The organism is Photobacterium sp. GSS17, assembly GCF_028621875.1.
Lineage (GTDB): Bacteria > Pseudomonadota > Gammaproteobacteria > Enterobacterales > Vibrionaceae > Photobacterium > Photobacterium ganghwense.
Genome location: NZ_CP117518.1, coordinates 1,406,513 through 1,426,688, shown reverse-complemented (window position 1 = coordinate 1,426,688; position 20,176 = coordinate 1,406,513). Strand labels below are relative to the sequence as shown.

Annotated in this window: 17 protein-coding genes; 8 read left to right on the top strand and 9 right to left on the bottom strand. The window is 46.7% G+C overall.

All coding sequences use genetic code 11. From position 1 onward, the window contains the following. Nucleotides 1-651 precede the first annotated feature (651 nt). On the top strand, nucleotides 652-1,917 hold the full coding sequence (locus PGW97_RS22820; RefSeq protein ID WP_217393317.1) for a RidA family protein: 1,266 nt from the start codon (nucleotides 652-654) through the stop codon (nucleotides 1,915-1,917). A gap of 400 nt (nucleotides 1,918-2,317) precedes the next feature. On the opposite strand, the gene PGW97_RS22815 is transcribed toward PGW97_RS22820, so the two are convergent. The 4 genes from PGW97_RS22815 to PGW97_RS22800 all read right to left on the bottom strand — a co-directional run bounded on the left by PGW97_RS22815 (nucleotide 2,318) and on the right by PGW97_RS22800 (nucleotide 4,918). Then, nucleotides 2,318-2,449 carry an adenosine deaminase gene (locus tag PGW97_RS22815; RefSeq protein ID WP_273859928.1) on the bottom strand — a complete coding sequence of 44 codons (132 nt, stop codon included), beginning with the start codon at nucleotides 2,447-2,449 and terminating at the stop codon, nucleotides 2,318-2,320. 394 nt (nucleotides 2,450-2,843) lie between these two features. After that, nucleotides 2,844-3,056, bottom strand: coding sequence for a transcription antiterminator/RNA stability regulator CspE (gene cspE / locus PGW97_RS22810; protein ID WP_047886215.1), 213 nt, complete (start codon nucleotides 3,054-3,056; stop codon nucleotides 2,844-2,846). A gap of 367 nt (nucleotides 3,057-3,423) precedes the next feature. Beyond that, entirely contained in the window at nucleotides 3,424-3,660 is a 237-nt protein-coding gene (locus tag PGW97_RS22805) for an RNA recognition motif domain-containing protein (RefSeq protein WP_047886214.1), read from the bottom strand. A 175-nt stretch (nucleotides 3,661-3,835) separates the two neighbouring features. Then, nucleotides 3,836-4,918, bottom strand: coding sequence for a YkvI family membrane protein (locus PGW97_RS22800; protein WP_207103827.1), 1,083 nt, complete (start codon nucleotides 4,916-4,918; stop codon nucleotides 3,836-3,838). A 906-nt stretch (nucleotides 4,919-5,824) separates the two neighbouring features. On the opposite strand from PGW97_RS22800, the gene PGW97_RS22795 reads away from it, so the two are divergent. The 5 genes from PGW97_RS22795 to PGW97_RS22780 all read left to right on the top strand — a co-directional run bounded on the left by PGW97_RS22795 (nucleotide 5,825) and on the right by PGW97_RS22780 (nucleotide 10,670). Continuing rightward, nucleotides 5,825-6,292 carry a YpsA SLOG family protein gene (locus tag PGW97_RS22795; protein ID WP_273859927.1) on the top strand — a complete coding sequence of 156 codons (468 nt, stop codon included), beginning with the start codon at nucleotides 5,825-5,827 and terminating at the stop codon, nucleotides 6,290-6,292. Nucleotides 6,293-6,459: 167 nt separating this feature from the next. Then, complete coding sequence (locus PGW97_RS22790; RefSeq protein WP_207103825.1) at nucleotides 6,460-6,963, top strand: YgjV family protein; 504 nt, start codon at nucleotides 6,460-6,462, stop codon at nucleotides 6,961-6,963. Between the two features lie 436 nt (nucleotides 6,964-7,399). Next, nucleotides 7,400-7,474, top strand: a complete 75-nt coding sequence (gene tnaC / locus PGW97_RS25235; protein WP_084712641.1) for a tryptophanase leader peptide — start codon at nucleotides 7,400-7,402, stop codon at nucleotides 7,472-7,474. Between the two features lie 345 nt (nucleotides 7,475-7,819). Then, nucleotides 7,820-9,286, top strand: a complete 1,467-nt coding sequence (gene tnaA / locus PGW97_RS22785) for a tryptophanase (RefSeq protein WP_273859926.1) — start codon at nucleotides 7,820-7,822, stop codon at nucleotides 9,284-9,286. Nucleotides 9,287-9,413: 127 nt separating this feature from the next. Continuing rightward, a complete protein-coding gene (locus PGW97_RS22780) occupies nucleotides 9,414-10,670 on the top strand; it encodes an aromatic amino acid transporter (protein WP_047886208.1) in 1,257 nt (418 codons plus the stop codon). A gap of 180 nt (nucleotides 10,671-10,850) precedes the next feature. On the opposite strand, the gene PGW97_RS22775 is transcribed toward PGW97_RS22780, so the two are convergent. Next, nucleotides 10,851-12,017, bottom strand: a complete 1,167-nt coding sequence (locus PGW97_RS22775) for an oligogalacturonate lyase family protein (RefSeq protein ID WP_207103822.1) — start codon at nucleotides 12,015-12,017, stop codon at nucleotides 10,851-10,853. 63 nt (nucleotides 12,018-12,080) lie between these two features. Next, nucleotides 12,081-13,859, bottom strand: coding sequence for a sodium:solute symporter family protein (locus tag PGW97_RS22770; protein WP_047886206.1), 1,779 nt, complete (start codon nucleotides 13,857-13,859; stop codon nucleotides 12,081-12,083). A 537-nt stretch (nucleotides 13,860-14,396) separates the two neighbouring features. Here PGW97_RS22770 and PGW97_RS22765 point away from each other — a divergent pair. Beyond that, the gene (locus PGW97_RS22765) at nucleotides 14,397-14,648 is read left to right on the top strand and encodes a hypothetical protein (protein WP_273859925.1); all 252 of its coding nucleotides are present in this window, start codon (nucleotides 14,397-14,399) and stop codon (nucleotides 14,646-14,648) included. Here the strand turns inward: PGW97_RS22765 and PGW97_RS22760 are convergent. Both PGW97_RS22760 and PGW97_RS22755 read right to left on the bottom strand, forming a co-directional pair. Continuing rightward, nucleotides 14,629-16,854 (bottom strand): right-handed parallel beta-helix repeat-containing protein, encoded by a 2,226-nt coding sequence (locus PGW97_RS22760; protein ID WP_273859924.1) that lies wholly within the window; start codon nucleotides 16,852-16,854, stop codon nucleotides 14,629-14,631. The two genes, PGW97_RS22765 and PGW97_RS22760, sit on opposite strands and share 20 nt — an antisense overlap. 13 nt (nucleotides 16,855-16,867) lie before the next feature. After that, entirely contained in the window at nucleotides 16,868-17,563 is a 696-nt protein-coding gene (locus tag PGW97_RS22755; protein ID WP_047886204.1) for an oligogalacturonate-specific porin KdgM family protein, read from the bottom strand. Between the two features lie 127 nt (nucleotides 17,564-17,690). Between PGW97_RS22755 and PGW97_RS22750 the strand changes: the two genes are divergently transcribed. Beyond that, on the top strand, nucleotides 17,691-19,448 hold the full coding sequence (locus tag PGW97_RS22750) for a sodium:solute symporter family transporter (RefSeq protein ID WP_273859923.1): 1,758 nt from the start codon (nucleotides 17,691-17,693) through the stop codon (nucleotides 19,446-19,448). A 105-nt stretch (nucleotides 19,449-19,553) separates the two neighbouring features. Here the strand turns inward: PGW97_RS22750 and PGW97_RS22745 are convergent, their stop codons facing one another. Beyond that, complete coding sequence (locus PGW97_RS22745; protein ID WP_217393324.1) at nucleotides 19,554-20,072, bottom strand: lactoylglutathione lyase family protein; 519 nt, start codon at nucleotides 20,070-20,072, stop codon at nucleotides 19,554-19,556. Nucleotides 20,073-20,176 lie beyond the last annotated feature (104 nt).

Here is a 20,176-nt window from a genome sequence, read left to right as displayed (position 1 = left end):
CTCTATTGAGAATAACCAATCTATTTATTTTTATTATCGTAAACATTCCTATCTCTTCAGATTTTAAATGTTATTCATACCGGAATATGTCATGGCTAATATTTTGGGAATCGTGGGGACAGTCTGCAATACAGTCATCTATAGTGTAACGGAAAAGTTATAAAGTTGGTGTTAAAAGATAACGTCTGGTTAAAGGTATAAGCATATAATTTCATTTATAAATCACTGCATTCTTTGTTTTAAAAAATCAGGGAAAATGTTCGGGGATTTTATGCAGTTTAAACGAAGGAAAAGACACATTGATAAAGGGGATCAATAAATTTTCAGTGTCGTAGTGTGAACAAATTATCAGAATTTGGCAAAATTGGTCTGATAGCGTAATTGGCTTACTGAGATAATATTCACCTTTGACGAATCATTCGAAAAAAAATGTTTTTTATAGCCAGATTATTTCAGTTTTTGCGGATAATTAGTCGTAAAGTGATTATTTATCCTGATTAAGTGAGCATTGTCGCGAGAAAATACTTTGATGTCTATCACATTTGCCTGAAATTAATTCACTTACTATTGCCTCGCTTTAAACATTTAATCAGATAAATCTAATAAAGATAGATACGAATCTCTGAACCAATAATAAGGATAAATTTCGATATGACTGGCGGTATCATTAAACTATCAAGAAATACTGACAATGCGCCAAAAAGCGCTGTATCTACACAAACAGTTGCTTTTTCTCATTATAATAATATTTCTGCGCAGCTACCGGTTGATCCAAAAACGGGTAACATCGTTGTCGGCAGCGTAAAAGAGCAGGCGAAGCAGTGCCTGGAAAATATTAAAGCTATCGTGGAAAGCATCGATCATGTGATGGACGATGTTGTTAAGATCAATGTCTTCCTGAAAAATATCTCAGATATTGATGCAGTCGATGAAGTGTACGCCACCTTCTTCCAGAATTATTTTCCAACCCGTACCACTGTCGCTGTTGCCGCTTTGCCAATGGGCGATGCATTAGTGCAAATGGATGCACTTATTTCTAACGGTGAAGGGACTGCTCCGCAAGAGCCATGTGACCTTATCAAACTTGCCAGAAACTCAGATAATGCACCAAAAAGTGCAGTTTCAACACATACCGTTGCTTTCTCTCATTACAACAATATCTCAGCTCAGTTGCCTGTCGATCCGAAAACCGGTGAGATTGTTGCTGGTGGTGTGAAAGAACAAGCCGCTCAATGCCTGAGAAATATCAAGGCTATTTTAGAAAGTATCGATGTTCCTTTTGACGACATTGTTAAAGCAAATATTTTCCTTAAAAACCTTGCTGATATCGATGCCGTTAACGAAGTGTATACAACGTTCTTCCCAGATTCGGCGATCGCGAGAACAGTGGCTTATGTTCCTGCCCGTACCATCGTCTCGGCTGCCGCACTGCCAATGGATGCTCTGGTCCAGATTGATGTTGTCGTGTCACATGGTGATGGCACACCACCACAAGAGGTGGAAGACCGACATGGTATCGTTATCAAAGCAAACAATACTGAAAATGCGCCACTAAGCGCACTATATACTCAAACGGTTGCGTTCTCTCATTACAACCATATTGCTGCTCAATTACCGCTTGATCCTACAACGGGTGAATTTGTTGCTGGTGGTGCTAAAGAGCAGGCAGAACAGTGCCTGAACAACATCAAAGCCATCGTGGAAAGTATTGACCACGTTATGGACGATATTGTTAAAGTTAACATTCAGCTGAAGAATATCGCTGATCTTGAGGCGGTAAATGAAATCTACGCGACGTTCTTTGAGGGCGAACTGCCAGCAAGAACAACTGTTGGTGTCGCTGAAATTGCGATGGATGCGTTGGTACAAATTGATGCCGTGGTTTCTAACGGTGAAGGTACCCCACCTCAGGCATAACGGGGACTTGATCGCTGCTGAGAGAATCTCAGTAGCTGACCTCTGAACTGAGCCTCAATAATTGGGCAGGGTTTTACTTTTGACGGTGCTTGTCATCGTCAAAAGTAAAACCCTGCTTTTTTTATGACTAGTGCTCATAACAGAGTAGGGCGGTGACTATTTATCATTAGTCAGTCCGATTTCAAAAAACACCTTAAAAGAGAGAAGCAGTATGCTTGCTGTCTTAAAATTGAATTTAAAATATTGATACCAGATAGATAAGGGACTTTTAAAAGCGCCATATTTTTTGAAAATAAAACCAGTGATATTTTATTAATATATTGAAACGTAATAAGTTTTACTTTCTTGGTGGTTTCAGTCTGTTGAATAAAAAACTGATGATATTTAACAGGTTTAAATTTTAAAATTCAAATTGTTTATCAAATTTACGTTGCTCCAGGATATCTTCAATACGCCTGGGTGTTTGACGTTGTGATTGTGAATTGTCGGGGGCTTTTTCTTGTTTATCATTTGCTTTGGTTTTTTTAGCCATTTGGATTTTCCAACATTAACAGGGGTGATTGAGTGTGATTAGGAAACGGTAAAAATGCCTACTTTTAAGCCTTTCTCAGACAGAATCGAACCGGATTGCGTTTGTTCGCAGTATTCAAAGTTGAGAAGATAAGCGCTGATAGCAATGAATGGGTGGATATGTCTTTGAAGTATATCACTATTGAGCTGATTTAATTCAGCGGACCAAGATTTGTTGTCGGCGAGTAGATGAAAGTTTACTTTAATGATTTATTTCCTGATTAAAAAGTGTTTTATTGGTACGTGTTAGCTGGTACCAGTGCCGTTGTCGACCTGTACGTCTGGACATGTTTTCCTTTTTGAGTTGATGGTTTAGCCTAAACAATAAGCTAAACCATTTTTAATTAGTTGGTTGCTTACAGAGCAACAACTTGAACGGCTTGCAGACCTTTTTGGCCTTGCTCAACCTGGTAGCTTACCTTCTGGCCTTCCTGCAGAGAGCGGAAACCTTCAGAAACAATTGCTTTAAAGTGTACAAATACGTCTTTGCCGCCATTGTCTTGAGTAATGAAACCAAAACCTTTAGTTTCATCGAACCATTTTACTGAACCAGTCAATTTATCAGACATAGATACCTCTGAGTTTTTATAATTAAATTAGTATGCGGCTGATAGCATAAGCTATTGAATGATCTATGAAGAGAAAGTTGACGCAGGTCTATACGAAGGGTATCGAAAGTTATCTGAGAAGAAACTTGCACTAAATGTGACATTAACAACTCTTTATCTAAGAGCCAAAGCACACTATACAGGTAGATTTTAAAATAGCTAGTTATATTTTCTTTTTTATCACATAGATATTTTTAATAAAAAAGAGATACTTTTGCTGTTCGTTAAGCGTAAAGGGCAAAACAGACTAGAGTCTACGTTTCTAGTCTGATGGTTTTCATAGGTGTTGCTTTTGGCGCTGATTTTCTGCACCAAACGGCCTTGTTTATTAATTCGCTACTTTTACCCGAATTGTGCTTTTGGCAAAACTGGTAAGGTTTAGTTTGGCAATAGCGGCTTTAGCTTCATCTTGGTTGGGCATTTCAAGGAAAGCGAATCCTTTTGACTTGCCTGTAACTTGGTCTAGCACCAGATTACATGAAGTAACTTTCCCATGTTCTGAAAATAAAACACGAATTTCTTGCTCTGTGGTGGAACGTGATAGGTTGCGAACTAAAAGTTTCATGATGTTAATGTCTACTAAGGAATGACGATGTCATTTTCGCAGTTAATTTTGTGGGCGTCCAAGCATTATTGCACCTTAGGGCAAAGATTAATCGAAGATGAATGAGGTAAAACCGCTGCATATGCAGCGGTTTTTGTAGGGGAAAGTGAGTTGTTGCAGCGAAAGTGCGCTGAGATTAGTCAGTAATAAACGCCGGACGCTGCAGTTTGGCTTCGTCTTTTCGTAGTTTAAATGGTGCGTAAATCAGGGCGCCGACCAAGAAGAGCCCCAGGTAACCAATCAGTGGGTAGAAGATGGCAACCAACTGGGTAAAGCCTGCGAAGCTGGCAACAAAGCCGACAGCCAGCGTGGCAAAAATAAACTGGTTGGCCTTCTTGGTTTTCATGGATACAAACCGGGCAGCGAAGGCGTAGAACATGCTGACAGCGGTATTAAAGATCATGCCAAACAGGATGAATGTCATGAAAGTAGACAGTGCTGGGGAAATCATATCGATGATTTTCAGTAGTGGCATTGGGTAGTCAGCGATCAGATCAATTTTCGAGAATAGAGCCAGATGGCTCAGGACAATCAGTACACCTACACCGGCCCCACCAACCAGACCACCGAGTTTAGCAATTTTTTCATTCTTTTCTGCACCGCCCATGACCAGTGCCATTGCAGCACCTACGGCCAGGTTGAACGAAACATAGTTAATGGCTGAAACAAACCAGTGTGGCAGGGTGGACTGAACACTCTCTGCAACTGGTGCCAACTCATCAAAGGATTTGTCCATGGTGAGTACGCTGTAAACACAGATGACAATCAGTGCCAGAATCAGGAATGGGGTGATACTGCCAATAATCGCAACGACGCGGTTGACATTCATCATCGCCGTCAAAGCGACCAGTACGGTCAGTGCGACGCTACCGGTAAAAGCGGGTAAACCAAATTGTTGGTTAAGAAGTGAGCCGGCACCTGCAATCATTACCACACCCACACCAAACAAAGTGAAGATGATAACGTAGTCGACAATGATACCCACCACGCGGCCGCTGATTTGATAAATCACTTTCTTATGCGACATTGTTTGAGTACGGGATCCCAGCATTGTCAGCATCATGCCAAGATAAGCAAAGAGTGCTGTCGCGACGACTGCTGCTGCCGTTCCCCAGTGACCGAAGCTGGTAAAGTACTGTAATACTTCCTGCCCTGAAGCAAATCCAGCTCCGACAATAATGCCGATAAATGCACTTGCGATTTTAAGTATGTTCCACATGACCTTCTTGTCTCCTCGTTGGTCGTTAATCAACCAATCTTAGTGTTTATTCTTATTTGTAGTTTCTAGGGTTTCAGAGTTGTTAATGTTTTAAACAGAATTAAAACAACGGGGAAACAAGTATCATACTTGTTAGTAAAAAGGCAGCATATGGTGAGCTATCTGTGATCGATGGCGGATGGTTACCAAAGAGTTATAAAATCGCTTGAAAATGCATTTTTTTAAGTATATCAATATCGCCTTTTTTTACTTTGACTAAATTAACATTGTTATTTTTGTGGTTATTCTATGTATAAATCCATATAAATCAGTAGTTTAGTTGTTTTATTTTAGTTTTTCTTTATTCTGTGTTTAGTTTTTCTAAACTCGAGATCGGTGGTGTTATTCAATATTTATTCATTTTTCAGTGGTGCTAATAAACCATGTTTAATCGCTGTCTATCAGGTGGGTAATGCGAGGCAAAGAGCCGGTTGCGTATCTGGTATTTAGATGTGATAAAAGCGTGGTTTTGTTTAACTACCTAATTGATTTACAGTTTTGTCCAGTAATCTGTACTTGTTAAAAAGAGAATATCTGGCTCTGAAATGGATGGCTTTTTGTTGCGGACGGGCAGTCTGGTTGTGTTATTCGGATAAGATTTATCTAATTCGGTTGCATATTCTGGCCGACATATCCTCTTTAACGCTCATCTTAATGAGGATGTGGTATTGGAGAAAGTTGGTGTGACACCAAGACTTTCAAAAATGAGGGATGGGCGATACGGGATCCTGTTGTTCTGCTTTGAGGCTCTAACTGAGTTTGCATCTGATTCTGTATTGAGTATGGACGGCTGACCGCATCAGTGTTTGTGCTGAAGCACCGTATAGGGTAGCCGTGCAAGGGGTGGATTGCATTGCGAGGTAGTGAATGAAGAAAATAATAAGTGGTGGCCAGTCGGGGGCTGATATCGGAGCTTTGGATGCGGCTATCGGCAAACAGTTTCCGGTTGGCGGTTTTTGTCCCCAGGGGCGTGAGTCACAGATCAATTTGGATCCTACGGTCTATCCATTGATCGAAGTGGATGGGGGCTATCGGCAACGAACCAAAGCAAATATTCAACATTCTGATGCAACGGTGATTTTCTACGACTCGGATGTCCTCGGTGGCAGTGAGTTAACCTTGTATCTGTGTATAAAAAGCAAAACGCCATACAAGCTAATCGATACGTCGTTGGTCTCGGCCGACACTGCGGCTAAGGTACTCCACTCCTTTACGCTTCGTCATGACGTGAAGGTGCTGAACGTTGCGGGGCCAAGCCAGTCTCGTTCTCCAGAGATGTACGCCTTTGTCAAAAACACGATCGAATGCCTGATCGACCACTATGTCGTGTGCTGAATAACAGGGCATAAAGGCAGTACTTGCCGTTTCGTGATCGGTGACACGCAAAATAATGCTGTCAGTGGTTTCATTTACCGTAAGTTATGAGATACGGTAGCGTCTTTGTGAGTGTCTATCCAACGTAACGCGGCATTTCCCGCGGGAAAACTGTCGCAGGAGGCTGTGTGTCGCTATTCCTTATTTCTCAGATTCTGGTGGCGGTTGCGATTGTCTTTGACCTGATGTCATTTCAGTTCAAGCAGAGAAAGCATATTGTTGCGTGCCTGTTCTGTGCCGGCGTTTTGATTTCCAGCCATTTTGTGTTACTTGAGCAATGGACAGCCGCTTGCCTGATGGGGATTGCAACGGTTCGCTATTTGGTCAGCATGTTCACTACCTCCTCCGGACTGAAATATTTATTCTGTCTGGCGTCAGTGCTTGCAACTGGCTTCACTTTTTCCGGAATCACCAGCGTGGTTAGCTGCCTGGGTTCGGTGTTTCAGACCGTGGCGGCTTTTAGTCAAGATGATAAACGCCTGCGAGAGTTGATGATTGTTGGCACCAGCTTTTGGTTACTACATAACTATTTAGTTGGCTCACCGACAGCTGTGGTGATGGAAGTCCTCTTTATCAGCAGTAACCTGCTAGGTTACTATCGGTATTATCTGCGCAAACCTGCTGTTGCTTAGTGCTGGGCGACGTTGGTGCAGGTGTTTCAGTTCAGGTAGCCATGAGCCTGGCGGTTACTCTTTTTGTATCTCTCTTGTTATACATCTATTTATCTCTATCTTCTTAACTGTGGCTCTTTGCCTATTGTTTTTGCTTGTGCTTGTGCCTAAAGACGTGTGGTTAATAGCCAGCGGTTGATCGCGCTGTGATAGGCACAGGGTGGTGATAACTCCATGCTTATAGTGAACATTATTTATTATCGGAAAGTCGTGAAACTAACCGATAGTGTTTTTGTCAGCGATAAATTTTATAAATATTCGTTTTGCCGATTTTTTGTTATCAATATCTCAATTTAATAACACTGGTAAAGACGTTTTAATAATTTTGTACATAATGGTTGATAAGAAAATTGGATTCTCTTTCATTTGAAATCATTTATTTCAAATAGGTGTTGTTATGGATACATTAATGATACTGAGTGACTGGTTTACCCTCGATCATAAAATTGCCTTCTTCTTTCCTGCTAAATAAGCCTCTTTAGCGTACGGCCTGTACGCGATTGTTTGTTCTATATCTGTTGTAAAGTCAAAGTGCCTTTGGCTTTTGTGTAACTCATTGTTGTGTCTGTTTTTATAGGCTTCAGCATTGAGGCTGATGCGCCTGATGTTCATTTCTAATATGAATATATGCATCAGTATGTATTTTTTTGAAAACTTTACATCCGATATTAAATAAACAGAAATCATACCAAATCATCTATTGGGTATTACGCCATCTATTTTCGTAATCACCCTAAGATTTTATTGAAAATTTTCTCAGTGCTGATTGTTTATTTTTCAGTACAGGGTCACTGTATATTTAAAATAGGAAAACATCATGGAAAACTTTAAACATCTTCCTGAACCATTTCGCATTCGTGTTGTTGAGCCAGTAAAGCGTACTACACGTGAATATCGTGATCAGGCTATATTAAAAGCCGGTATGAACCCGTTCCTTTTGGACAGTGAAGATGTATTTATTGACCTGTTGACCGACAGTGGCACTGGCTCCGTCACTCAAAATATGCAAGCGGCGATGCTGCGTGGTGATGAGGCTTACAGTGGTAGCCGTAGCTATTATGCGCTGGCTAATGCTGTGCAGGAAATCTTCGGTTATGACCTGACCATTCCTACACACCAGGGACGAGGTGCTGAGCAGATTTATATCCCGGTCCTGATAAAAAAACGTGAGAAAGAAAAAGGGTTGGATCGCACCAAAATGGTTGCTCTGTCGAACTACTTCTTCGATACCACCCAAGGGCATACTCAGGTTAACTGCTGTGTTGCCAAAAACGTCTACATCAAAGAAGCTTTTGATACGGGTGTTAATGCAGATTTCAAAGGGAATTTTGATCTGGAGAAACTGGAAGCGGCCATTCTGGAAGCAGGCGCAGACAATGTTCCTTACATTGTCAGCACCATCACCTGTAACTCTGCAGGGGGGCAACCGGTGTCGATTGCCAACCTGAAAGGCGTGTACGAAATCGCTCGCAAATACGATATTCCGGTCATTATGGATTCTGCCCGTTTTGCTGAGAATGCATATTTTATCCAGCAGCGTGAGCCGGGCTATCAGGATTGGAGCATCGAAGCGATCACCCTGGAAAGCTACAAGTATGCAGACGGTTTGGCGATGTCGGCGAAGAAGGATGCCATGGTACCGATGGGCGGCCTGCTGTGTTTTAAAGATGAATCCATGCTGGATGTGTACAACGAATGCCGCACCCTTTGTGTTGTGCAGGAAGGCTTCCCGACATACGGCGGTTTGGAAGGCGGTGCGATGGAGCGCTTAGCTGTAGGGCTGCATGATGCGATGCGTCAGGACTGGCTGGAATATCGTATTGGTCAGGTGCAGTATCTGGTGGATGGCCTGGAAGCCATTGGTGTCGTATGCCAACAGGCAGGTGGCCATGCGGCATTTGTGGATGCCGGTAAGTTGCTGCCGCATATTCCGGCTGAGCAGTTCCCGGCTCATGCACTGGCGTGTGAACTGTATAAAGTTGCGGGGATTCGTGCGGTTGAAATCGGTTCAATGCTGCAAGGGCGTGATCCGGCGACCGGCAAGCAGTTACCGTGCCCGGCCGAACTGTTACGTTTGACCATTCCTCGTGCCACTTACACGCAAACGCACATGGATTTCATCATTGAAGCGTTTGAAAAGGTCAAAGCCAATGCCGCGAATGTGAAAGGGCTGGAATTTACATATGAACCGCCGGTACTGCGTCACTTTACCGCACGGCTGAAAGAAGTCGAGCCAGTGGATGTCAGCCAGCAGGTTCCAGCCAGAGAGCTTGAAGAAGTTTAACTGGTCCATACAAGAGCGCGTATCCCGGTGGGATCGCGCTCTTTTTTATCTCTGTTTTTAATCTAATAACAATAAATGCCGACCAGTGTCGGTTATCCATAACGTGTAATTTAAGAGTGACAATAAGATGAATAAGAGTCCGTCTATACTGGGGGGATCCTGCATTATCGCCAGTGTTTGTGTCGGCGCAGGTATGCTGGGGCTGCCAAGTGCTGGCGCCGGTGCCTGGACCTTGTGGTCCGTGTTCGCGATTACCCTCACCATGTTGGTCATGACCATTTCTGGCTGGATGCTGCTGGAAGCATTTCAACGCTATGATCTGAAAGTATCATTTAATACGGTAACGAAAGATATTTTGGGAGACAGAGTTAATCTGTTTAATAACCTGATGGTGTATTTTGTCGGCGGGATTTTATTGTATGCCTACATTACGTCATCGGGCCTGATTCTCAAAGACATGCTTGGGATCAGCAGCCAACTGGCCTCAATCTTGTTTGTGCTGGTGTTTTCCGCTTTCGTTTGGCACTCGACCCGGGCCGTTGACCGAATTTCTGTGCTGTTGATTATGTTTATGGTACTGAGTTTTGTGTTTGGCGTGTCAGGTCTGGCCCTGAAGGTTGATCTGACTGTGCTGTTTGATTCCGTTGGTGCGGAAACCCAGTACGCCCCGTATGCCATGGCCATGTTACCGGTGGCACTTACCTCATTTGGCTACCATCATTCAGTCTCTTCCATGCGTGCCTATTACGGTGATGAACGTAAAGCGAAAAATGCCATTCTGGGTGGCACTCTGATTGCGCTTGGCTTGTATTTCCTTTGGTTGTTCAGCATTTTTGGCAACTTGCCACGCAGTGAATTTGGTCCGGTGATCGAGCAGGGAGGCAACGTAGATGTACTGCTGTCGGCGTTGGGATCTGTGATTGAATCGGACAATGTTTCCCGTGCCATAAATACCTTCTCTATGGCTGCAATTCTGTCTTCGTTTATTGGCGTCGGGTTGGGGGTCTTTGATTTTCTGGCCGACTTTTTCAATTTTGAAGACACCCGAATGGGTCGCGTAAAAACCTGGGGCGTGACCTTTCTGCCACCGCTGGTGATGTCTCTGTTGTTTCCGTTCGGTTTTGTCGTTGCGATAGGGTATGCCGGGGCGGCGGCAACGGTCTGGACCTGCATTGTTCCGGCTTTACTGGTGAAAAAATGCCGTGAAGCGGAGGCTTGCGGGGTGGCCGTGGGGGAAATGCCTGTCACTGGCGTTGCCGTGCCATCGGGATTCCGGGCGCCGGGTGGACAGGGTATGATTGCTCTGGTGATGGGCTTTGGCATTATCACTGCACTGTTCCATTTCCTGTCGATGTTCGGATGGCTGCCTGCATTCAGGGGCTGAGGTCGCTGAAGCTCGGTTGATGACTTTTCATCGCGATTGGGCCTGATTCGGCGCGAGCCAAGGTGGCGGCACTGAAAATGAAAAAAGCCTTTGCAGTGCAAAGGCTTTGTTTTTCGGGAACAGAAAACAGGCTGACCGCCACGCCTCCAGAGGGAGAGGCGTAAAGGGGGAAGTGCGGTCTTAGTGTTTAAACTCCTCAGGAACCTCGGCAATATACACCGCCGGGACACCTTCAAAATCACTGGTGAACAGTACGCCGTTGTCATCCGGGGTAAATGATGGGTGTGGATGCGTGATTTGACGGTCGCCATCCAGTACTTCCCAGGAAGAGTTATGTTTTGCCAGTTTAGCAAAGGTCTTTTTCTTGGTGTTCAGGATGTACAGGAACGGATCATTTTCGATGTCGTAACTGTCACCGTCGGCCACATCAACCGGCGCATCGCAGCCGTCACCGACCATCAGTGAGCCGTCAAAGTTGCTCATCAGGTGAGAACAAGGTGGCATCACCATCACTTCTTCGTTTTCCAGCGTATCCGGGTTGGCCTTGTAAATCACACGTTCGGTCTGGCCTTTGAAATAAGATACGTAGGCCATGGCGCTGCCGTCCGGAATCCAGAACTCATGCGTGCATGATTCGCCCTCTTCGTGCTCTTTGATTTTGCGTACGTTACTGCCGTCTTCGTTGACCAGCCACATCCGTGCATCCACCAGATCGTGCGGCCCTTCGTGGCAGAAACCAACTGTGGAATCATCAAACGGGCGGTAGATAGGGTGACCCAGCCAGGCATCATCCTGGTGTACTACCTCCAGCTCGCCGGTTTCAATGTCGACCTTGATCAGACGGCAGGTTGGATTGGTGTGGTAGAAATCGTGAAATTTCTGCCAATCGGTCAGTGGTTTCCAGCAGCTTTTCAGGATTTCGATCCCGACCAGCTTAGTACACTCTGAATTAGCTACCCAGGTGCCGTAGCCTTTCCACTCATCATCCACGGTGTAAATAATGGTTTCTTCCAGCGTCGTCAGGTCGACCTTCATCAGGTTCAGCTCATTTTTGACGTAGAAGAACGTTTGGTCATCATCCGAAATAAAGCCGCCGAATGTGTTGTCGCCTTTCCCTTCGGTCAGCTGAGTCGCTTGTTGGGTCTCTAAGTCCAGCAGGTAGTAGTTGCGGTTGCCGTCAAAATCGCCGGCAAACAAGAGCTTTTTACCGTCCTTGGTGAAGCACTTCTGGTAGAAGTAATTGCGGTGGCAAGTGATGTCGGTAGGGGTCAGGCGGGTTACCTTCACTTGAGTGTCGTCGTCAATGAATGATTCGAACGCCAGTGAAATGATGTCACCTTTGGCCATAGTAAAATCTCCTGTGAACGGCTGCTGACGGAAGTCAGCAGCCTGATGTTGCGTATGTCTGAATTATTGAACGGTTGTGGTGATGGTTGCCGGTGAAGTAGCGTCTTCGTTTAGCCGGGCACTTTTCTTCAGGGCGTAACCGACACCGAAGATAACCGCAGCACAGGCCAGGAAGAGCAGGCGACCCCACAGTGGGTTAGGAATCAGCACCATCAGAGACAAACCAGCCGCCATATACATCACTAGCACGCCCAGCTTGTTGCGCTGCATACGGTCAACGATGTCCTGGCCTTCTTCTGCAACACATTCAGTGTCTAGATCTTTGAAGAATTCATCTGCTTGAGCTTTGTTGGTGTCTTTCTCTTCTTTATAGAACAGTGTGGTCAGACAGAAGAAACCCGCTGTCAGGAACAGGTGCGCAGCAATCGTAATGATAGTGCGTAATTCACCCGCTTCACGACGAGTCAGTTCATCGATACCAAACCAGCTTGCCACGTTCGCTGGGGTGAAGAATTCAACCACAGACCAAGAGACCAGCATACCGAAGACAACCGTTGCCCATGGTGCCCATTTTGGTGTTTTGCGAATCAATACACCCAAGAATAGTGGTACCAGAATCGGTGACTGCAGCAGAGTGGCTACTTGCATCATCAGGTCAAACAGGCTCAGGTGTTTCAGTGAGTTGAAGAACTGTGCCATGAAGATAACCAGCAGACCGTTAACCAGACACGCGATCTGGCCCACACGTAGCTGCTCTTTATCGGTTGCTTGGCCTTTGCGCATAATTGGTGCGTAGAAGCTGCGAACAAAGATGCCTGAGTTACGGTTCAGCGCAGAGTCCATTGAAGACATGGTAGCGGCGAACAGACCGGCCATCAGCAGACCCACAGTCCCCAGAGGCATGGTTTCGCGAGCGAACACCAGGTAAACCGCATCACCCGCTTTCGCACCCAGTGCTGAATACTGCGTTGCTGCATCAGGGTAAAGAATGGCGGAAGCCCAAGGTGGAATGAACCAAATCACGGCACCAACAATCATCATACCCAGCGCCAGCAACGCGGCCTTGCTTGCGTTCTTCGAATCTTTTGCATTCAGGAAGCGGTAAGATTCCTGCATGTTGTTGATACTTTGCAGCTGTTTCACTACAAAGAAGATAAAGGTACAAACCAGCAGCAGCGGATAGTTCATATCCGGACCCATGATGAAGCCGCCAGGGAAGTTCTCGATGATTTCGCTCGGGCCACCCACAAAGTACAGAGCTACGGCGGCACAGGCGACAGAAATAACCGCGACCACCAGAGTCTGGATGAAGTCAGAAGCAACCACGCCCCATGCCCCACTCAGCAGAGAGATAGCCAGTACAGCCAGACCCGTGATCCAAATGGTCGTTACGATGTCGGCATCAAATACCGCAGAGGCAAATACACCCAGACCGTTCAGCCACACACCGGCATTGATCACGCTCAGAGGAATGATCACCCAAGTGAAGAACTGTTCGTTTACGCCACCAAAACGACGTTTGACGCCTTCGGTTGGGGTATCTACTCGCATTTGACGGAAGCGACGCGCAAAGTAGAAGTAAGCTAACGCATACGCCACCATGTTGCCGATAAATACCGCCAGGACAGCAAAGCCATCATTAAAGGCTTTACCGGCCGCACCGGTGAAGGTCCAGGCTGAAAACTGGGTCATGAAAGCGGTTGCGCCTACCATCCACCACAGCATCTTGCCTCCGCCCCGGAAGTAATCACTGGTACTGTTACTGGCCATCTTTTTGAATAGCAAACTAATCGCCACCATCAGGGCAAAATAGCCGGCTATGACTAGATAATCATATTGCATCTTAGAACCTCGAAACGCCGTTTTAATTTACGTGCAGTATAGGTTCAAAAACTCCGCTGTTCTGTGATAAAAATCGAAACAACGGTTCATTTTGTCTTTTTGGTGTAATAGTGTGATCGTTATCACTTGATGATTTTATTCATCGTCATATCCGGCTCGCTTGCCTGCTTCATTAAGAGAAAACTCAATTCTGGCTACTTTTTGCACTATAAATATTGATCAGTATCGTTGTTTTGAACAATAACCTGAGTTATTGGCATGAAGTGGCCAATTTGTTAAACAAACAGGAGGTGGATGTTTTTGCATAGGTTAGGGGTTAAGTGCATGTTCATGCATACCTATATCGGTAGCAAGATGAGCAGAATGAACCTGTAAGATGAGTTCGCAGGATGAGATCAGATGGGGGAGGGATGACGCCTAAAAGCGAGGCTGGGAAAGATTCGCATATAAAAGCAAAGTGTAAGACCGAGAATCTGAGACAGCAGAAAAGATGAGGCAGAGTTAAGAAACCACAGAAAAGCTGCGATCAAGGCGGTGATGCTAGGAAGCCTGTTAAAGCAAAAGCAAAAGCAAAAGCAAAAGCAAAAGCAAAAGCAAAAGCAAAAGCAAAAGCAAAAGCAAAAGCAAAAGCAAAAGCAACAACTCCTCATCAAAACGAAAGTCGTATCAGCAAACTGCCGTAAGGCAAAGCCTGCGATAGAAAAATGCCTGCCTTACGATGGCGCCGTAAGACAGGCAGAGATCATTAATGGTTTGCAGAACCGGTTAGTTATTGCAGCAGGGCTTTAAGGGCCAGTGCTTCTTTTTTACCCGATATCGCTGAACCATCATCAACAGCCGACGCCTGCTTCAGGGCTTTCAGCCGTGCTGCCGGTAATGAGTGCTCTTCGGATGCGGAGTGGCCGTCAACAATGAAGACGTTGTCTTTTGCCAGGTAGCTGTGAATGACATCATCATATTGGCTGGGCACATGGAAGCGGTAAGAGCTGTTTTCAGTAAATGTCCCCTGCGGGATGTCACTGGCATAGGGACTCTTGCGGAACAGGTAATTAAACCGCTTATTATCAATGGCGGTATTGTTGCTGACCTCAAGCGAGCCGGGGTTAAAGTTATCGGTAAAGCCATCCATACTGTTGTTGAAGGCCAGGCTGTTACGAATGACATGCGCAACAGGCATTCCTTCGCCCCCGAGCTTAAAGCCGTTCCCCCGGGTGCCGCCTTTGGCTTTCACGCTCAGCGTTTGTCCGTTGTTAAAGGCAATGGAATCCAGAATCGTGACTACGCCGTTCGGGCCGTCTTCGACCTTATTAAACAGATCCCAGCCATCATCCACGTTGTGATGCGACAGACATCTTACAAAGGTGTTGCCATCACCGATTCGCATTTTTGCGGCAAAGCCGTCGGCGTTGATCTGTGAGGCATCCATGTTGTTATAGCTTTCGCTGTCAGTCACTGTGTTATAGCTGGCCCAGAGCGCGCGGCCGATATTCTCCGGTGAGGTGATCTGGAAACCAGTGTCCGGTGCACTGTGCGTGACGATATGATCAAAGCGGTTATGGCTGCCGTGTACAATCAGGCTGGCTCCGGCAACTTCTATCCCTTTCAACTGCCAGTAGTGGGCCTGGTGCAGCACTTCTCCTGTGAAGCGGGCATTATCGCCACCTGCAACCAGATGTTTTGGCTGCTCTGCCGTGCCACTGGCTGATAGCGGCAGGGTAATGGCCGGGTAATCGCCATCGGCCAGTACAATAGTGCCGCCTGCCGGAAGTACCGTGATCGCGGTGGCTAAATCCAGCGGCTGCGATTCCGAGCCATTTCCGGTCGGCTGACCTTTCGGACTGACATAGAGCGTCATCGGATTGTCCAGTGCAACGTGAGTAACGCTGAAACGCTCTGTTTTAGGCGTGCGGTTTGGCCCTTCCAGCGCAGTAAACTGAACGGCAAACGTATTATCGCCATCAGCAAGAGTCACTGGCTGGCTGAATAGTTCACCCGCTGCGACCTGCTGTTCGGCAACGGTTTTGCCGTTGTGTTGGACTGTGAAAACCCCGGTGTAATTGGCTCGCGCCTGCACCGGGTACAAGCTGGTGGCTGACTGCGCGGAAGAGGCAAGTTCAAAAACCAGTGGTGTGGCTTTGGCCGCAAACTTTGGCGCATCAATGGTGTTGGCTGGTGATAGCGCCAGATCAACATTGCTCACCGTGACTTTAGCGTTGCGGGAGGCAAAGAAGCCGATGAACTGGCTGTCCGGGTTTTGCATCTCAACAATATTGGCGTTGGCCCCTTTGACTTCATAGGACTGTGCCTCCTCGCCTTGGCCATAGCTGACGGTAAACCCATTGTCGGTGCGTGTCAGGCTCATTCGGTAAGTGTGTTCTGCCCCGTACGGCACTCCTTCCAGATAGTCCACCCGGCTGAGGCGATTACCGGCAGTGCCCCACGGCTGATAGACGCCTTCCCGGTATGATCCATTGATGTTTACCATGCCATCATTATCACGGGTATGGGAACGCAGCAGGTTCATGACCATATTGGATGCTGACGGGAATTCCTCATGGCCTTCCGGTTGTGGAACCTGACGTTCAGCCCCGAGAATGTCGCGAACCATAATGCCGGCACCTTCCTGGCGATTGGGTGTCGCGCCGGTTTCCGGGCCAAGCTGCTCGAGAGTAATATCGGCAGACAACGTAAAGTTCACGTCGGTCGGCAGTTCCGTGTAATAGAACGTCAGTCCTTCATGGGAGTTCGCCAGTTTACCGCCCCGGCTTTCAATGGTCACACTGTCTGCAACCGGACCAGGCTGTACGGCCTGTCCGTTGATCGTGACCTGATTGACGCCGACTTTATCCGGCAGAATTGTCGAACCGAAGTTCAGATCCGTCGACTGGCCAAATGTGGTGGCTTTCCACACCAGCTGGCTTGCGTCTGGAACCTGTGCGTAAGCCTGAGAAGATAAGGCGGCCGCCAGACACAGGGCTAAAGTTGATGGTTTCATAAGTTTCCCCTGCTTAGAAATTGTATTTCAGGCCGACACGGTAACGAGGAATGTAATCATCCTTATAGCCGTCTTTGTCTTTGTCGTAAGTAATGAAGGCTATCTCACCAAAAGGGACCCAGCCGCTTTGCAGCTTGGTGTATTCACCCACGAAGCTGAACAGGTGATCGGTGCCTTTGTCTTTCCATCCGCCGGTATCGCCTTGCAGGTCTTTGTATTCAAGATCTACCCCTAACTTACCCCAGTCGAATTTGTAGTTGGTGTAAAGGTTTACCTGGTTGTAGTGGGAGTTGTCGGTATTTTTGTAACCGTAACGGTAACGCGCTGCGACATCCCACTCTTTGGTTACCTGATAGCCGCCGCGCAGATTGAATTTATAAGTGGAAGACGATGAGTTGGAATCAATCTGAAACGCTGGCTGAAGGCTGAACTTGTCGTTCACTTTGTAGTTGTAACTCACACCCACTTCGTGCCCTTTGGAAACGACATCATCGTTTTCCAGAAATGATCCCCCTTCCTTGGAGCCCCACTTGGCTTCAACGCTGAAACCGATCTGGTTTTCGAACCGATGGGAAATCGCAATACGATCGCGGTGCTCGTCACCATCGCGATCCGGTGCGTATTCATGGCGCAAATTCAGTTGGGCGGCAAACGCAGAAGATGTACCCAGGGCAAAAAGGACAGCAAGAGGAATGATTCTGAACTTCATTTTTAAAACACCATTTTGTTTTGTGGTTAATGGTGTTTTAATTTAATGAAAGCGACGCCGAGGAAAAGGGTCACTTCGTGGAAATGTGATCATTGAAATGGTGTTTTAATTTTTTTAGGAGAAGAGTGTGACGCAGTTAGACTGGGGTGTCGTGTTTGGCTATTTCGTATTCATTCTGATCGCCGCGATGGCCTTTAAAAAGTTTGCAACCAGTAGCAGTAGCTTCATTCAGGGCGGGGGAAGCATGGTGTGGTGGATGGCAGGTGCAACCGCTTTCATGACTCAGTTCTCGGCCTGGACGTTTACCGGAGCTGCCGCAAAAGCCTACGAAGACGGCCTGAGTGTCATGTTTGTTTTCTGGGGAAATGCTCTGGGTTTTTTTGTTTCGGCGGCATTTTTTGCCGGTCGCTATCGCCGTTTGCGGGTCGAGACTGCGATGGAGGTGATCAAGCTGCGGTTCGGCAAAGTATCAGAGCAGGTTTATACCTGGCTGAGCTTTCCGATCACCCTGATTGCCTGTGCCATCTGGCTGAACGGGCTGGGTGCATTTGTATCTGCCACTTTTCAGTTCGACTTGTCTGTCACCATTATCGGTATTAGTACTGTGGTCACGGTGATAGCCCTCAGTGGCGGCGCATGGACTGTGTCAGCCACCAATGTCGTCCAACTGATCCTGTTGGTGGCGATTACCGTTGTAGTCGGGATGACCGCGACGGACAAATTGATCGATGCCCACGGTGGCTTTGCAGCGCTGGGTGAGCATATGACCCGAAATGCTGTGATGGGAGAGGGGATAACGTACTGGCAGGTGTTCGCCTTCTGGGCTTGCGCCATGTTAGTTCAACAAACCATGAGCACCAATAATGCCTTGAGCAGCTATCGCTTTCTGGTGACCGTCAATGAGCGGGAAGCAGAAAAAGCTGCCCGTTTGGCGGGCATGCTATTTCTGATCGCGCCTCTGCTGTGGTTTGCTCCGGCGTGGTTTGTGTCGGCGCAGGCGGTGGATTTGCAGGCTAATTACCCGAGTCTGGGGGCGCAGGCTAACAATGCCGCGTACCTGTATTATATCGATAAATACATGCCGCAGGGGCTGCTGGGTATGGTGCTGGTAGCCATGATTGCTGCAACCATTGCTCCAATGACAGCGGCCTTAAACCGCAATGCCGGTATTATCGTTAAAAACGTTTACCTATCTGTGATACGTCCGGGGGCGCAAGATGCCCAGCAATTGGCCGTCGGGAAATGGTCGACCCTGATGAGCGGGGTGGTTGCCTGTGCAACCGCGATGTTGCTGGCCAATGTCAAAGCCTACAGCCTGTTTGACATCATGATGATGTTCAGTGCATTTGTGCAGATGCCGTTGTCGATTCCTTCGCTGTTGGCCCTTGTCTGCCTCAGAACACCTGGCTGGTCAGGTTGGGCAACCATTCTGGTTGGTATGCTGGTTTCGGCCTTTATGATGCTGGTATTTGATGTGAACCACTTACAGCCTTTATTTGGCGACACACCGTTTACGGTACGTGAGCAAAAAGATCTGACGATTGTCAGCACATTATTGGTTCACCTGCTGATTACCGGCGGCTTCTTTATCAGTACCCGGCTGTTTTACCGTGAGCCAGACCATGCTGAGGCATCTGTATTGCCAGACACGCTAATGGCACGCCTTAACCGACCTATGACGAAGTCTGAGCAGGCGATGGTTGATCATCGGCAAGGGCAATACCTTGGTCGGATAGGACTGTCGCTTGGCGTCATAGTGGCGGGTGTCGCATTCATTCAGCCTGTCGTATCTGCGAGATTGATCTATCTGGGGATAGGGGGACTGATTATGTTGTGTGGCTGGGGGCTAAGTGCGAAAAATCGCCCTAAGGCCGTTTTGCACTGAGCCAAACGAGCAAGTAGCAGCAGCGGAAGTGTTCGCCTTCTAAGTTGGGAGAACGAATTCAGGGGCAAACACTTCCGTGACTGTCAGAACCGTTTTTGCGGTTTCTTAGCCGCTATACGCACCGCTCGCGTAATGCAGTTCATAGCTGTGGCTATAGATCTCAAGGATGTTACCAAACGGGTCTTCCATATAGATCATGCGATATGGCTTTTCGCCCGGGTAGTAGTAACGTGGGGCTTTCATGCGTTTCTTGCCACCTGCCGCGACGATTTTTTCCGCTAATTCCTCTACGTTCGGATCCTGCACACAGAAATGGAAGATACCGGTTTTCCAGTACTCGAAGTTATCTTCCGGGTTCTCCTGGTTTTTGAACTCAAACAGTTCAACCCCAATACGGTCACCCGTCGATAAATGCGCAATGCGGAATTTTTCCCATCCGGCACCAAAAACATCGGTACACATTTCACCAATGGCGGAATCATCTTCAACAATTTCAGTTGGTTCCATGATCAAGTACCAACCCAGCACTTCCGTATAAAATTTAACTGCCGCCTCAAGATCCGGGACAGAGATACCAATATGAGAGAAGGTTCTTGGGTATGGCATAGCAGCTGGAGCAGACATAAACACCTCATTAGAATCTGTTTAAGAAAAGACACTCTTTTCGATGGGGTAAATATATGCTCGGTAACCTAGAATTAGAAATTATCATTAATTCTAATTATAAT